The following is a 15,330-nucleotide window of genomic DNA, read 5'->3' as shown; positions in this document are numbered from 1 at the left end:
GTGATCAAAATATTGTTCTACAAAAATTGATTTTACTGATAAAGTTTTTAAAAACGTTAAATATTTAGAATATTAGGGTTAAGTTTACAGTACACATAGGAAGGGTGAGTAAAATATTGCACTATTTCCCCAAGCTTGGGGGAATCGAGCGATCTATCACCTGTGATTCCAGAGGAAGGGAGAAATGGTCATCGCACAACAGCCAGAAAATAAAAGTCAGCAATCGCGTACTGTAGCAGAGTTAGTAGAAGAGATCCAAGCTTTGACTACAGAAATACAAGATTTGTATTGTTTGGACGAAATACCTTGGGTTGTGGGTTATTCCGGGGGAAAAGATAGTTCGTGTGTATTACAACTGGTATGGAATGCGATCGCACAACTTCCACCCGAAAAGCGAACTAAAACTATTCATGTAATTACAACAGATACATTAGTAGAAAATCCCTATGTCTCTGTTTGGGTACGCAACTCTCTCAAGCAAATGAAATTGGCTGCTCTTGATCAAAAGCTACCATTTGAACCCCATTTACTACAACCAGAACCCAAAGAAACATTCTGGGTCGGTTTAATAGGTAAAGGTTATCCAGCACCAAAACCAAAATTTAGGTGGTGTACAGAACGTCTGAAAATAAATCCATCTAACCGCTTTATTCGTAATGTTATTCGTAGTTGTGGAGAAGCTATTCTTGTTTTAGGTACTCGCAAAGCCGAAAGTACAAAACGTGCTTATAGAATGAAACAATGGGAAAGCAAACGGGTACGCGATCGCCTCAGTCCTAACATGAATTTGCCAAATTCTCTAGTTTACAGTCCTGTAGAAGATTGGCGAAATGATGAGGTTTGGCTTTATCTCATGCAATGGGAAAATCCTTGGGGATATAGCAACAAGGATTTATTCTCGATGTACAGAGGTGCTACCGCTGATAATGAATGTCCTTTAGTTGTTGATACATCTACTCCTAGTTGTGGTAGCTCTCGTTTTGGTTGCTGGGTTTGTACGCTAGTAAGTGAAGATAAATCACTAACTGCAATGATTCAAAATGACGAAGAAAAAGAATGGTTACAACCTCTTCTTGATTTTCGTCAAGAATTAGATGCACCAATAAACCGCGAAAGACGAGATTTTCGGCGTAGAAATGGTGATGTCCAACTTTATGAACGTAACCTCAATGAAGAAATTTCAGTAGAGCCTATTCCTGGACCATACATTAAAGAAGCGCGAGAATATTGGCTCAGAAAACTTCTAACTATTCAACAACAATTGCGTCGCACAGCACCAGAAAATATGCGCGACATCACATTAATAACCTCAGAAGAAATGAGCGAAATTCGCCGCATTTGGTTAGAAGAAAGACACGAATTCGATGATAGTTTACCCCGCATATATAAAGAAGTGACTGGTGAAGAATTCCAAGATCCGCGCCCTGGTGCTGACTACAGTCTTTTAGGTAGCGATGAATGGGCTGTATTAGAAGAAATCTGTGCAGATGACGCTATGCACCTTGAACTAATGGCGAAGTTATTAGATACAGAACGCCAATTTCGTAAGAGAGCGCGTCGCGTGGGAATATATGATGCACTAGAAAAATGTTTTGAAACTAGTTCCCGTTCTCGTGAAGAAGCAATTGATATTGCTCACATGAAAAGAGATTTGAAAACAGCAATTACTCAAGGCGATGTCGAAAAAGTCAAGCAGTTGACTTTAGGAGATGTTACTACAACTCATGAAATTACAAATGTAACGGATGAGTTAATTGAAAATCCTACAGAGAACCCATCAACTACAAAATCAGTAGCTAAATCGAAAACTTGGGCGAATATGAAATTCCAAAAAAAGGACAGTGAATAGTTATCAGTTATCAGTTAAATTTATGCGTAAAATGAAGCGTTCATAATACCTAGATCCCCGACTTATTTGAGGATGCTGTTGGCGAATTGTGGATCTGACCGCTCATTAACCCAAATGTAGAGACGTAGCAATGCTACGTCTCTACATTTGGTAGAATCACGAAAAATCATTCAATGAAGGGTAATACCCCTGATTCGCCAGCTGTATCCTTTGAGAATTCGGGGATCTATCTCGTGAGGATTTTATATTTAATTAGGTTGACTTACTTGACTGATAATTAAAGTTGTTTCTCATCCTCAAAATCATCTCCTAAGTAGAGTCTGATAAAGTCTTTGGCTGCTACAGGATTAATTTTCTGTAGCGCGTCGCGAATTTCTAATACCGTTTCCGCAACAGGATCTCTAATCTCGTACACCCAACGGTGAACGTTTGGTCGTCCAGTTCCCATTGTCACAGCTAACTGATTTTGGCTGATTCCGTGAGTTTCTAACACCTGTTTTAACGCTTTTCCTGCTTTTCCCATGCCTTTGATTGTGTCAAAGGCTCATGACTGAGTAAACGTTACCTATAGGTAACAATGGGTGTAAGATAGTTATGTTACCTATTGGTAACAACAATCTTAACAACAAACAGGTGAATCCCAATGACTAAAAGCTTTTTAACAGATCCCTTTCCTACTTCCACACCTGCTGTTTCCTACAGTACTTCCACAGAAAAAACATCAGGCAGAGAACCTGTGAAAGTGGTAATATATGGTTCAAAAAAAGGAGTAAATAGTACAATTATTAGCCTTTATAAGCTTGGTTTTGCCCAAATTAATGAGTGGAGTCCATTATTACCAACTTCTAATCCCGGCGAAGTCATGAGTATTTTGACCCGAAATATAATCACAAGCTGAACTTTAAAAACAGCTGGTGAAAAATATGGTAGTGTGGGCAATACCAACTCTATCAATAATTAATTTACGCAAAGCCGCAAACAGCTAAGATCAAATTTGCGACTTTGCGTATTTGTATGAGAATTAAATATCAAACATTACTATGATTTTTCTTGAACTTATTCTGCAAAACTTTGGTCCCTATAATGGACGTCAAATAATCAATCTGAATCCAAAAAACCATGATTATACTCGCCCAATTCTACTTTTAGGTGGGATGAATGGTGGTGGAAAAACCACACTCATGGATGCAATTCGCCTTGCACTTTATGGACATCGCGCTCAATGTTCTACTCGTGGAAATTTAAGTTATAGTCATTTTCTGACTCAATGTGTTAATAGTAAAGCAGAACCGAATGAAAAAACTCGTGTTGAGTTAGTCTTTGAACATATTGAAAATGACAAACCCATCAAATATAGAATTGTCAGAACTTGGGAAAAAAATCCTAAAGATGGTAAAGACCATTTAGGAATTTTAGGTGATGATGATACATGGCCTGTTGAAGCTTTAGTTAATACTTGGGATGATTATATTGAAAATCTCCTACCTTTAGGAATTTCTAACTTATTTCTATTTGATGGTGAACAGGTAAAAGAACTAGCAGAACAGGAAGTACCGCCACCAATGGTAGTGGATGCAATTCGCGCTCTTTTAGGACTAGAATTGGCGGAAAAATTAGCGGTAGATATAGAAATTTTAGTCAATCGCAAACGCAAGGAAATAGCCGAAAAACAAGACTTAGATAACTTAGAAGAAATTGAACAAAATCTCAAGCAGCTACAGGAAGAATTTCAGCATCAACAGCAAAATTTAACTTCCCTACAAGCAGAATTAAAATTATCAGAAAAAGAAGAACAAGAGGCTGTTGATAAATTCCTTTCGGAAGGCGGGAAAATAGCCGCAGAACGTAGTCATTTAGAACAACAAAAACAAGAAGTAACTACCGCAGCAGAAGCAATTCGTCAGACAATATGTGAATCTGCGGCTGATGTTTTACCGTTAGCATTAATTCAACCATTACTTACCCAAGTCCAAGCACAAGGAGAAACAGAATTTCGTACCCGACAAGCACAAATAGCACAGGATATTATACTTGAAAGAGATCAACGTTTGATTAATTTAATTAGTCAATTAGAAATCGAAAATCAAAAACTTGAAAAAATCAAATTCTTTTTGAAAGAAGACGAAAAGACGCGAAATGCTAATTTACAAAAAGAACTACCTTGGTTGTTAGCGGATGATGAAGCTTTAAGTCAACTAGGTAATGTAATTTATTATTTACAAAATGCGAAAAACTCTGCAAAACAGCAATTATCAAATTTGAAAAACAAAGAAGAAGAAATAATTAATATCGAGAGACAAATGCAAACCGCAGCATCTCCAGAAGAGTATGAACAACTCCGTGATGTGGTGCGAAAAGCACAACAAAAAGTTGCTGAAATTAAAGCTAGCTGCGAAACTGCACGCCGTTACTTAGTTGAATTAGAAACAACTATTGAAAAGTCTAAAAAAGATTTAAAAGAATATACCGAACAAACAATTGATCGGAAGAATAGAGAGCATATTATTACAGCTTCAGCCAGAGTTCAAGAAACCCTCAAACTGTTTCGTGAACGCTTGACTTTGAGAAAATTAAATAAATTAGAAAATGAAGTCACCGAATGCTTTCGCTATCTGTTGCACAAATCAGACTTAGTACATCGCATCGTCATTGATACCAATACTTTTAGCCTATCTCTATTTGATTTGCACTCGCAACCAGTACCCAAACATCGCCTTTCCGCCGGGGAAAAACAACTTTTAGCGATCGCCTTCCTCTGGGGATTAGCACGAGTCTCCGGGCTGCGCTTACCAGTAGCAATTGATACGCCACTAGGAAGATTAGATTCATCGCACCGTACTAACTTAGTCGAACGTTACTTTCCGTCAGCTTCTCATCAAGTAATATTACTTTCCACTGATACCGAAATCGGAGAAAAAGAAGTGAAAACTTTGCGCGAAAACGAAGCGATCGCCCGCGAATATCTCCTCAAATACGACTCATCCACCCGCCAAACAACCATACAAGCAGGTTATTTTTATTCGTAAGCTGCGTGACTATTGCCTCAATTTGGAACACAACGATGGCAAGCACAAGGCACGCCTTTTTTCGTCAATTCTTGGAATGACGGCTGATAATGCTGAGGAACTGCGTCAAATTCTTCTTGATGTTGTCAAAGTTCAAGAAGCCCAGTTGGGAAGACGGGATGAGTTTGGGCAACGCTACACCCTAGATTTCACGATCAAATGGCAAAATAAAAGTGCAACCCTTCGGAGTGGCTGGATCATTGAGCATGATTCAGAGATTCCGAAACTAACGACCTGCTATCCTCTATAATTGGCAGAGGTGATAAGCATGATAAACAATACAGTCAAGTTGCTAGATGTTGTCGCTCTTGTCGTTGACCTCCCCCAGTACAATTTGTGGCGTGGGCAGGTTGGCACAGTTGTTGAGACACTAGCGGAGGGTACTGCATTTGAAGTTGAATTCAGCGATCGCAATGGGCGTACATACGAGTCTTTAGGGTTACGTCCAGAGCAAATCATGGTTTTGCACTTCGAGCCAGTACCGCCCAATGCAAAAGCTGAAATGGTAACAGTGTAAGCGGCACAACAATGTCACATGCAGCGGACGGTTGAAAACCCCTGATGCTGAGTTTGAGGTTATCTGCTGCTGATTTGAGTCGTTACCGCGATCGCAATCTAGTTGCACGAACTATAGAGAATTGGCGGTGTTATTAAGGTATAAATTATTTCAGTACTCCTCCAAAAAGTGACATAACAGCGAGGCGTTGTGACACTTGTTTCATTGAGACTCTCCTACTGATTAGAACATTTGCAGGGGAATTATTGTATTATTCCGTATATTCTCTCGTTTAAGTTAATTTGTCTTAAAAACTTGCCAAAATCATTACTATAGATTTGCTACTAAATAAGCAAAGTCACCCTGTGTGGACTATTCAAAATATTATGGAAACTCTTATCGAGCGCATCAAATTATCTCAAACAGCCAAAGAACAACTGACAAAACTTAAACGCAATACCAAAATCGACCAATGGAATATTCTGTGTCGTTGGGCGTTTTGTCGTTCTCTTGCAGAACCCACAGCACCCTCCCCAGTCCCAATTCCCCAAGATAGTAATGTCGAGATGACTTGGCGCGTTTTTGGTGGCGAAATGTCTGATATTCTGCTATTAGCTCTCAAACAACGCTGTTATAACGACGGTTACGGTACAGACAAAGAAACCCTAGTTACCCAATTTCGCCTGCATTTGCATCGTGGGATTGGGTATTTAGCTGGTGATCCAAATATCAAGAAAATTGAAGATTTGATTGAATTAGCGACCAATAATTGAAATTATGGTTAGTGATTAATACAAACACTACTAACTACTCACTACCAACTACTAATAAATTTAATTGCTCTTATGTCCGAGAGCTACATCGAAATTGAACGCCATAGAGCTGCGATATTCCGCATTGATTTGTCTCGCCCTGTAAGGTTGGCAATCGAGTGGTCTATTCTAAACAAAGAGACTACGTTTTTTGACTATGGTTGTGGATACGGTGGTGATGTCGATCGCATCACCAATTTAGGTTATACCAGTTCTGGCTGGGACCCTTATTATTTTCCTGATCGCGATCGCATTCCTGCTGATGTGGTCAATTTGGGTTACATCCTGAATGTGATTGAAGATACAGAAGAACGCCGTCAAGCCCTTGTAAAAGCCTGGTCACTGGCGCGAAAGGTATTAATTGTTGCTGCTCAAGTCCTAGTTAATGCTCCGAGTCGCAATCTCATACCCTATGGCGATGGTGTTGTCACCCGCCATAACACGTTTCAGAAATATTACCAGCAAGAAGAACTCAAAAAATACATTGATGAAACACTAAATGTCGATGCTGTACCTGTAGCGCTGGGTATCTATTTTGTGTTTCGAGATGAAGCTGAAAAAGAAGCTTACAAAGCTTTACGCTTCTTCTCTAAAAATTCTACGCCCAGAGTCCGCATTCCAGTTAAACGGTTTGAAGATTATCAAGAAATGCTTCAGCCGTTAATGGATTTTCATGCTCAACGCGGGAGACTACCAGTCAAAGGCGAATTGGAGAATGAACAGGAATTATTAAAAGAATTTGGTAATTTCCGTCGAGCTTTTGCTGTGGTTTTGCAAGCTACTGATGAAGCAGAATGGGATGCGATCGCCTACCGTCGTTCTCTCGATATTCAAGTTTATCTCGCTTTGACTCATTTTGAAACTCGCCCCTCATGGCACAAGTTATCACCAGAAATGCGCCACGATATCAAAGCCTTTTTTGGTTCCTATGAGGAAGCGTGTGAAGTTGCTGACGCGAAGCTGTTTAGCTTAGGAAAAGCGGGAGTCGTAAAGACTGCTTGCGAAAAAAGTAAAATTGGTAAAAGTACACGTAGTGCTTTATACGTTCACGTTTCTGCTCTATGTGAACTTGATGCCTTGTTACGAATTTACGAAGGCTGTGCCAGTAGGACTATCGGACGTGTTGATGATGCGACATTAATAAAATTTGATACCGAAAAATCACAGATTTCTTATCTGCTTTACCCAGAATTTGATACTGATCCGCATCCGGCTTTAAAAACAAGCATTGTGATCGACTTAAAAACTTTATACATAACTCACCGAGATTATGCTAGCAGAGCAAATCCACCCATACTCCACCGCAAAGAAACATTTGTAACTCCTGACTATCATCTTTACGAAGAATTTTCTCAACTCACCAAACAAGAAATTGAATTAGGATTACTCAAAAACAAAAGCGATATCGGTACTCGTGAAGGTTGGACAAAATGTTTGGCTGAACATGGGGTAGAAATTAGAGGACATCAGGTTTATGAATTGGGGAGCGGGGAGCGCTTAAGGTGGGGCCCCCTCTGGGGAACTCACCGGCCCCCACTCCCCCAAGGGAGTGGGGATTAGGGGCGAAGGGGTAACGGGGATTGGAGAGTAATATATGGTAAAATTCCCCGGATTTGTATGTAGAATCTATGCACAATCCAAAATCCAAAATCCAAAATTGTATGAGCCAAATTGGCACTAAATTACACACTGGTTATGGCAATATATTTTAATCCCTGATCAGGAAAAACACAGAGATACACAAGTTATAGCTCACAATAAAGAAATACAAAATTTTATCTTTAAATTCTCATTTTCAAAAGTAAATTAAATTTTTATTCTTGATCAACGTACAAAATAAAATACTGTGCAACAAATTCAATCTCTGCTTAAGGTATTTGAAAGCCGCAAGATGGCGGCTTTATTATTGCTAGGTTTTGCATCGGGTTTGCCCTTATTATTAATTGGGAATAACCTTAAAGCCTGGATGACTCAAGAACAGGTAGATTTGGCGGTGATTGGGTGGTTAAGCCTTGCTGCATTACCTTATTCGTTAAAGTTTCTTTGGTCTCCGTTTCTAGATCGGTTTACACCGCCATTTTTGGGACGAAGACGGGGTTGGTTGATTGTGACGCAGATCGCTTTAGTCGTCGCGATCGCTTTTATGGCTTTTCAACAACCCAAACAAGCGTTACAGCTTTTAGGTATCAATGCCATAATTATTGCTTTTTTGAGTGCAACTCAAGATATTGCTGCTGATGCTTACCGCACCGATGTTTTAACAGAATTAGAAATGGGTGCTGGCGCAGCAATTTTTATTTTAGGTTATCGAGTTGCGCTATTAGTTGCTGGTTCTTTAGGATTAATACTAGCTGATCGGATGCCTTGGTCGTCGGTATATTTGTTTATGGCAGGAATGATGGTAATTGGAATTTTTGGTGTTTTACTTGCACCAGAACCAAGACAAATTAGCCCTCCCGCTTCTTTAGCTGAAGCAGTTATCCTACCATTTGGAGAATTTTTCCAACGTCAAGGAGTTATCCAAGCTTTATTGATTTTGGTGTTTATCACCTTATATAAACTAGGTGATGCTTTATTGAGTAATATGGCAACACCCTTTTTACTCACCATTGGTTTCACTAAAACCGATATTGGAGCAATACAAGTAGGAATGGGATTAATTGCTACTATTGTTGGCGCTCTTGTAGGTGGTGCAGTTTTAAGCAGAATAGGTATCAATCGTTCACTGTGGGTTTTTGGCGGGTTGCAAGCTTTCAGTAATCTTGCTTACTTTATACTTGCCCAACCGCAATTTACTCAAAATTACCAATTACTGGTAATTACTATTAACATTGAAAACTTTTGTGGTGGATTGGGAACGGCTGCTTTTGTTGCCTTTTTGATGAGTCTTTGTAACCAGAGATTTTCTGCCACCCAGTATGCATTGCTTTCTAGTTTAATGGCCGTCAGCCGGGATATTTTGGCTGCTCCAGCTGGAGCGATCGCCAAAAGCACAGGTTGGTCTACATTTTTCTTAATTACTATTATTGCTGCTGTACCAGGGTTACTGCTGCTACCTGTTTTCGCTCCTTGGAACCCTCAACCTATAGCAATGCCAAGACCAGGATTAGATGATGAGGAAGAAGATATATGGGGCAAAAACTAATAATTATTGTTGCCACAACAATCCTATTATTTACAGGATTGTTACTTGGCTACGTGCTTTCCCAATTAGTTTTAGGATTTCTCGGACTTAACCTCCTAACTTTTTTGGGAACATTCAGTCTGATTTTGATTTTCGGCACACTTTATTATGTTTTATTTTGGGAATTGCGTAAGCAGTCTAACCGAACCAAAGCTAGTAACTCGCAGCCAGCAACCCAGCCATTAATTGAGCCAGTAACACACTCACCAACCGAACCAACACTCAGACCTTCCACCCCACGTGAAGCTGAGAATCGTCTCAAAAATAAACTAATTTCAATGGTAGCTGGCGACACCGCCGCCGCAGAACGCCTTGTTGAACAAGCAAGACAGGACTACCCAGGAATGCCAGAAAGTTGGTACTGGGAAAGAGCGATCGCGGACTTAGAACGCGATCGTAGATGAAATCAGTTATCAGTGAACAGTGAACAGTTACTAGTTGATAACTGATAACTGATAAGTGATTTCTCCTGAACATCGCTAAAATAAATCATGTTAACTTCACAAATCTTCAGTTAAACTTCATATCTCAAAAATGGCTATATTTCGTCAATACATAGCTCCTCTACTCGTAGTGTTGATATTTTTGTTTGCGCTAGTAGCAGTCAGTGCTCGTATATTCTTACCTGGGGATATGGCAGCACCCGCACCTGTTGAAGAGAATGGGGGGATAGGAAAAGTGGGAGACGCACAGAAATTAAGCGTGTCCTTTGTATTTCCCATGTCGTCCTCAGCTCCGGTATTATTCTAGTCAGCAAAAACTTGCATTTTGACCGATAATTCCGAGCAGAATACAAGAAAGCGGATAAATCCTATCAATCCGCAATCTAAAACCAAAAATTCCAAAGCTCCTCCCCCTAACCCCCAATTTGGGGGAATGGGGACTGTGGTCAATCCAAAATCTAAAATCCAAAATCCAAAATCCTGTTAGAGGTTGATTTGTGGAACTGCTACCAGGTTACTGTATTCGTCATGGCTCCAGTTTAGATCGGGCATTGTTGGTAAAGTTCATGCAATTGACTTATCAAGAAATGTTTTCGACTGGGGATTTTTCTCATCTTGCACAAACAGTACAACAATACTTTTCTAGCCAAACACCTTTATGGTGGGTGGATTTTTTAGGAATGGAAAAAAACACGGGGACATCATCATTCCCTCACTCTTCTACATCCTCCGTAGCTTGTCTGTGGATGGGAAATGCGATTGATCAAGTAACAGGCGATCGCCATGCTCACATTTTTTTACTCTACGTCGTACCAGAACATCGACGACGAGGGATTGCAACAGCTTTGATGCGGTATGCAGAAGACTGGGCAAAAAAAAGAGGCGATCGCCAAATGGGGTTGCAGGTGTTTCAATCTAACCAAGCTGCATTAAATCTTTACAGTCACTTGGGTTACGAAACTCAGTCCTTGTGGCTGAAGAAACTTTTATAACTTTAATTTTTTTGGACTTTTAATTTTAAATTTTGAATTAATTGGTAAGTGGTAGTAGGGAATGGTACTTTTTATTTATGTATGACGAAGACGACCTCAGCCTACTTGATGTAGAAGTGGAGCTAGAAAGTCCTCTAGATAAAATGGAACCACTGACCCCAGAGTCAGAAGTGCCAAAACCCGATCCAGAGGAAATGCTACCACTATTAGAGCATCCCCAACCCCAGCAAAGAATGCTGGCGGCACGTGCCTTTTGTGACGTCGAAGATGCACGGGCAATTCCCCATTTGATTAGTTTGCTGACTGATACTTGCCCTCTGGTACGGGTAAGTGCAGCTTATGGACTCGGACGTAACCCCAGCCCCGACGCTGTAGAACCATTGATTAATCAATTGGGGCGAGATTGGAATGGGTACGTACGCAAAGGCGTAGTTTGGGCCTTGGGTAATTGCCGCGATCGCCGTTGTTTAGCACCTCTAGCCGATGCTCTGAGAACAGATATTTCCGCAGTCCGATTGTGGGCTGCAAGTTCCCTAGCACAAATGGCACAAATTGGTTATGAAACAGTGGTTGGAGCCATACCACCATTAATCGAAGCTTTGGTACAAGACCCTGTAGCACCCGTGCGGAGTAACAGCGCCTGGGCGATCGGACAATTGTGTCGCGAACTACCTTCTAATATTGTTTATGCCACTGCAATTGATGCCTTAATTCAAGCTTTTGCCGAAGACAAAGATTTAGGAGTCCGGGAAGACACCAAAGCCGCACTTTTAGGAGTAGGCGATCCACGAGGATTACAGTTGATCGAAACCCTAGAACAAGAAGGGTGGTTTTGATCGGGGAAAAGGGGATAAGGGATCGGGGATAAGGGATCGGGGATAAGGAAATTGGGTATTGATTGGGAAGGGACTTGTTGAATAATTCTCCCTTGTCTCCTTGTCTCCTTTTCCCCAATCCCCGATCCCCGATCCCCGATCCCTAACCACTGTACTGAATTCGATAAATGCGGTTGTTGGCTTCTTCTGTAAAAATTAGGCTACCGTCGGGTAAAGTTAGTAAACCGACGGGACGCCCCCAAGTTGTTGGAACGGTGGGGTTTAAGAGAAATCCAGTGAGAAAGTCTTCATAGTATCCTTGCGGACGTCCCTGAGCATCAAAAGGAACAAAAACAACTTTATAACCAGTACCGCGATCGCGATTCCAAGAACCACGAAAAGCAACAAAAGCACCATTGCGGTATTTTTCCGGAAAAGTTTGTCCGTTGTAAAATTGCAAACCCAAAGCCGCAGAATGGGCTTGAAACAAGACATCTGGTGTAGTCGTAGTCTTGACTAAATCCGCGCGTTTACTTTTACCGTTATTTGCTTGACGTGGATCAATATTGTTGGGCGCTAGGTATGCATAAGGCCAGCCGTAGAATTGACCTTGTTGCAGGCGTGTCAAGTAATCTGGTACTAAGTCATCACCGATACCATCTCTTTCATTAACGGTTGTGTAAAGTTGCTTAGTTACTGGGTGAAAATCTAAACCAACTGGGTTACGCAAACCATAAGCAAAAGTCTGTTGATTGGAACCATCCAAGTTCATCACCTGCACAGAAGCACGTGGTAGTGGTTCCTCATCTACGTTTGTACCGGAACCAATAGAAACGTATACTTTATTACCATCAGTCGAGGCTATAACGTTGCGTGTCCAGTGCTGATTGTAACCATTAGCAGGAATATCGGCTATTTTTTGACCATTACCATTAAGTTCTTGCTGACCTTGGGTATAAGGAAAGCGTAGCACTGCATCGGTGTTACCTAAAAAGAAAGAATTGGCTGCAAAAGTCATACCCAAAGGACGATTCAGCCCATTTTTAGTAGTAGCAAAAGTCTTTTTCACATCAGCCACACCATCACCGTTGGTATCACGCAGCAAGCGAATGCGGTTTTGTCTGGTTTCAGTCACCAACACATCACCATTGGGGGTTAACGCTAACCAACGGGGTGCATCTAAATCTTCTGCAAAAACATTGACTGTAAACCCAGGTGGAACCCGCAGTGTTGGGTTAGCAGGAATTGAGACAACTTGAGGTGATTTGGAGGCGCTTTTAGTCGCAAAAGGTTTTGGTAAATTTTTCAAATTAATCCGAATGCGTTGAGGTGAGAGTGGTTTAGTGGGGATAACATTTTCAGACTGTGGAGAATTCTGTGCTACTGGTGTGGAAGTATCGACAGAAGCACGAGTATTTTGCTCGCACCCTACTACTGTAGTTAGTAGTAAAACTAGCAGTAGGAAACTCTTTGAAGAATTTATTACAGTCATCCCAAATTTAAATCCAGCCCAACACTTATAAATGTATACTCACCACCAAAATACTGTCCCCAGTCTGCAAGTAGATGTTATACCATTTCACGAAAAACCTGATACAAATACAGACCCTGTACCAGACGCGATATATCGCGTCTGGTACAAAATTTATATGGATCGTGATTAACGTGAAATGGTATTAGAGAAGTTGGTTGTTTACTCCCCACACTCCCCACACTCCCCTATTCAGCCTGACTACAATATTTATTCACTTGTACCGCAAGCACATCTGATTGTTTTCCAGCAAATTCGGCTGCTTTGAGAGCGTTGTCAATTTCACTTCTGGATGTTTGTATTTGTTGTCTACCAAATGTTGAAGCTTTTGCTAGCTTTGCAGTATTAAGCCCTTTACCTGCTTTATTGACATTTTGACTGAGTATTGTAAATACTTTGACAAACCGAGTCTGGTATTCTTTGAGCTTAGGATCTTTTAAGTTTAGTCGCTCAATTTTTTTGGTTGCTGCTTCCAAATCCTTAGCTAGTTTCAAGCTTGTTGCAACCTGAGTACCTTTATTAATTTCTAATAAAGAATTTCCTTCGTTGACAGTCTTAATTAGTCGCTGACATTGGGAGGTTTTGCTGTCGTTGCAACCGACTAGCAATAAAGTCAGGCTTACAGTTATGGGAACAATAATATGATTTTTACGATACCCGACAGACATTTACACCCGACCAAATTTAATATATGAAATCCAAGTAATCGTAACTAATAGTAACCACAGATTCAGTGATTTGGGTTAGAGTTCCGATAATTGGGGATGGGAGATTGGGGATCAGGAAAATAATTTGAAGTCAGAACGTTCCGGTTTGAAATGAGAATGTTGAGGTTCAAAAACCTACTCTTGAAAGCCCCTGTTGGGGGTGGGTGCAATGACTGTGGGAAGTATAACTAATTATCCGAACCTGATTAGGACTTACGCAAAATCATGAAAAAACGAACCGCGTAGACGCGTCAGCGGCTTCTCGTAGAGTAGGACGCATTAGACGCGCAAGCGGCTTCCCGTAGGGTAGGACACGTAGACACGCAGTGGCTTCCTGAAAGGTAGGAATAACAGTTTGGGAGAGTTTTTGCGTAAGTCCTACTGATATCAACCCTTAGCTTTGGGGTCTGAAATGAGAATGTTTGAGTTTGATACTTGAAACCGATGTGCGATCGCTCGATATTTGATTTTACATGAGAGATGGGTGGGCTATCCGCACTTGAGTTTTACCCCTGGGACTTTTCTATAATTTCTAGCAACTCCTTCTATGTTGTAGAGATGGATAAAACACCGTTATATTTGCAAAATTTCAATTCAAAAATAATTATGATTAGAAAAGCTGTCACAAAATACTAATGAGTATAATTATTTGCCCAGGTATACATACACAAGAATTAACTGAGAATTTTATTATGGCTTGGAGAGACTCAGTAGATCACAGTTTGCAGTCCCCTGGGTCAGTAAATATACTACTATATCCAGGTAACTTTTTTTCATCGTTATCAGCATTTCATATTTTAGAGTTTTTACACAAACACTTAGGAGACGGGCTGGAATCGCCGCTTATATTTATTAGTTTTAGTGCTGGTGTAGTAGGAGCGATCGCAGCCGCATCTTTATGGCAACTACTAGGAGGTAAAATAAAAGCTTTTATTGCTATAGATGGATGGGGAGTACCATTATGGGGAAACTTTCCTATCCATAGAATGAGCCATGATTACTTCACTCACTGGACTTCTAAACTACTGGGTAGCGGTGAAAATAATTTTTATGCAGATCCAGCAGTTGATCATTTAGAAATGTGGCGATCGCCCCAGACCGTCCAAGGTTGGTGGGTAGACTCATCTATTGGGGAATCGCCATCCCAGCAAAGTTTAACTGCGGCGGAATTTTTGCATAGACTTTTGGTGCGCTATGAAAAAATTAGTCCGGCAAGTATAAGTACTAAGGAGATCGGGGATCAGGGATCAGGGATCGGGGAAAGGGGAACGGAGACTAGGATAGGTTTTTAATATAATCCTCAATCCCCAATCCGAATTGCGATCCCCAATCCCCAGAGAGAACCCCACCCTAAGCGATCCCCAATCCCCAATCCCCGTACTCTATGAGAAGCCGCTGACGCGTCTACGCGTAGCGTCTCCTCTGGAGAATCCCTG

At 40.8% G+C, this 15,330-nt stretch carries 16 protein-coding genes; 13 read left to right on the top strand and 3 right to left on the bottom strand.

The window, feature by feature from the left end:
• Positions 1 to 184: 184 nt before the first annotated feature.
• Positions 185 to 1,849, top strand: coding sequence for a DNA phosphorothioation system sulfurtransferase DndC (dndC, locus tag B4U84_RS17820; protein ID WP_017310454.1), 1,665 nt, complete (start codon positions 185 to 187; stop codon positions 1,847 to 1,849).
• Positions 1,850 to 2,126: 277 nt separating this feature from the next.
• On the opposite strand, the gene B4U84_RS17815 is transcribed toward dndC, so the two are convergent.
• Positions 2,127 to 2,372, bottom strand: a complete 246-nt coding sequence (locus B4U84_RS17815) for a helix-turn-helix domain-containing protein (RefSeq protein WP_017310453.1) — start codon at positions 2,370 to 2,372, stop codon at positions 2,127 to 2,129.
• Positions 2,373 to 2,492: 120 nt separating this feature from the next.
• Here B4U84_RS17815 and B4U84_RS17810 point away from each other — a divergent pair, with 120 nt between their 5' ends.
• From B4U84_RS17810 to B4U84_RS17760, 11 genes are all read left to right on the top strand, one after another.
• A complete protein-coding gene (locus tag B4U84_RS17810) occupies positions 2,493 to 2,747 on the top strand; it encodes a hypothetical protein (protein ID WP_017310452.1) in 255 nt (84 codons plus the stop codon).
• A 142-nt stretch (positions 2,748 to 2,889) separates the two neighbouring features.
• On the top strand, positions 2,890 to 4,875 hold the full coding sequence (gene dndD / locus B4U84_RS17805) for a DNA sulfur modification protein DndD (RefSeq protein WP_131119845.1): 1,986 nt from the start codon (positions 2,890 to 2,892) through the stop codon (positions 4,873 to 4,875).
• A 22-nt stretch (positions 4,876 to 4,897) separates the two neighbouring features.
• The gene (locus B4U84_RS31660; protein WP_476425843.1) at positions 4,898 to 5,164 is read left to right on the top strand and encodes a DUF6883 domain-containing protein; all 267 of its coding nucleotides are present in this window, start codon (positions 4,898 to 4,900) and stop codon (positions 5,162 to 5,164) included.
• Positions 5,165 to 5,182: 18 nt separating this feature from the next.
• Complete coding sequence (locus B4U84_RS17795) at positions 5,183 to 5,431, top strand: DUF4926 domain-containing protein (RefSeq protein ID WP_131119841.1); 249 nt, start codon at positions 5,183 to 5,185, stop codon at positions 5,429 to 5,431.
• A 365-nt stretch (positions 5,432 to 5,796) separates the two neighbouring features.
• Complete coding sequence (dndE, locus tag B4U84_RS17790; RefSeq protein ID WP_131119839.1) at positions 5,797 to 6,183, top strand: DNA sulfur modification protein DndE; 387 nt, start codon at positions 5,797 to 5,799, stop codon at positions 6,181 to 6,183.
• 72 nt (positions 6,184 to 6,255) lie between these two features.
• Positions 6,256 to 7,782, top strand: coding sequence for a DNA phosphorothioation-associated putative methyltransferase (locus tag B4U84_RS17785; protein WP_131119837.1), 1,527 nt, complete (start codon positions 6,256 to 6,258; stop codon positions 7,780 to 7,782).
• A 286-nt stretch (positions 7,783 to 8,068) separates the two neighbouring features.
• Positions 8,069 to 9,367 carry an AmpG family muropeptide MFS transporter gene (locus B4U84_RS17780; protein ID WP_017310445.1) on the top strand — a complete coding sequence of 433 codons (1,299 nt, stop codon included), beginning with the start codon at positions 8,069 to 8,071 and terminating at the stop codon, positions 9,365 to 9,367.
• Positions 9,352 to 9,810 (top strand): ABC transporter permease, encoded by a 459-nt coding sequence (locus B4U84_RS17775; RefSeq protein WP_131119835.1) that lies wholly within the window; start codon positions 9,352 to 9,354, stop codon positions 9,808 to 9,810. Before B4U84_RS17780 ends, B4U84_RS17775 begins: the two co-directional genes overlap by 16 nt.
• Before the next feature lie 130 nt (positions 9,811 to 9,940).
• The gene (locus tag B4U84_RS32130; protein WP_017310443.1) at positions 9,941 to 10,156 is read left to right on the top strand and encodes a DUF8624 family small hydrophobic protein; all 216 of its coding nucleotides are present in this window, start codon (positions 9,941 to 9,943) and stop codon (positions 10,154 to 10,156) included.
• Between the two features lie 190 nt (positions 10,157 to 10,346).
• Positions 10,347 to 10,841: a GNAT family N-acetyltransferase gene (locus B4U84_RS17765; RefSeq protein ID WP_017310441.1), complete on the top strand. Its 495-nt coding sequence runs from the start codon at positions 10,347 to 10,349 to the stop codon at positions 10,839 to 10,841.
• A 77-nt stretch (positions 10,842 to 10,918) separates the two neighbouring features.
• Positions 10,919 to 11,677: a HEAT repeat domain-containing protein gene (locus B4U84_RS17760; RefSeq protein ID WP_131119833.1), complete on the top strand. Its 759-nt coding sequence runs from the start codon at positions 10,919 to 10,921 to the stop codon at positions 11,675 to 11,677.
• 142 nt (positions 11,678 to 11,819) lie between these two features.
• Here B4U84_RS17760 and B4U84_RS17750 read toward each other — a convergent pair whose 3' ends face one another.
• Both B4U84_RS17750 and B4U84_RS17745 read right to left on the bottom strand, forming a co-directional pair.
• Positions 11,820 to 13,148: a PQQ-dependent sugar dehydrogenase gene (locus tag B4U84_RS17750; RefSeq protein WP_131119831.1), complete on the bottom strand. Its 1,329-nt coding sequence runs from the start codon at positions 13,146 to 13,148 to the stop codon at positions 11,820 to 11,822.
• Positions 13,149 to 13,375: 227 nt separating this feature from the next.
• Positions 13,376 to 13,855 carry a hypothetical protein gene (locus B4U84_RS17745; protein ID WP_131119829.1) on the bottom strand — a complete coding sequence of 160 codons (480 nt, stop codon included), beginning with the start codon at positions 13,853 to 13,855 and terminating at the stop codon, positions 13,376 to 13,378.
• A gap of 674 nt (positions 13,856 to 14,529) precedes the next feature.
• Here B4U84_RS17745 and B4U84_RS17740 point away from each other — a divergent pair.
• Positions 14,530 to 15,186 carry a hypothetical protein gene (locus B4U84_RS17740; RefSeq protein ID WP_131119827.1) on the top strand — a complete coding sequence of 219 codons (657 nt, stop codon included), beginning with the start codon at positions 14,530 to 14,532 and terminating at the stop codon, positions 15,184 to 15,186.
• The last annotated feature ends 144 nt before the right edge of the window (positions 15,187 to 15,330 follow it).

This window comes from Westiellopsis prolifica IICB1 (genome assembly GCF_004323185.1).
Classification (GTDB): domain Bacteria; phylum Cyanobacteriota; class Cyanobacteriia; order Cyanobacteriales; family Nostocaceae; genus Pelatocladus; species Pelatocladus prolificus_A.
This window is presented reverse-complemented; position numbering and strand designations above follow the sequence as displayed.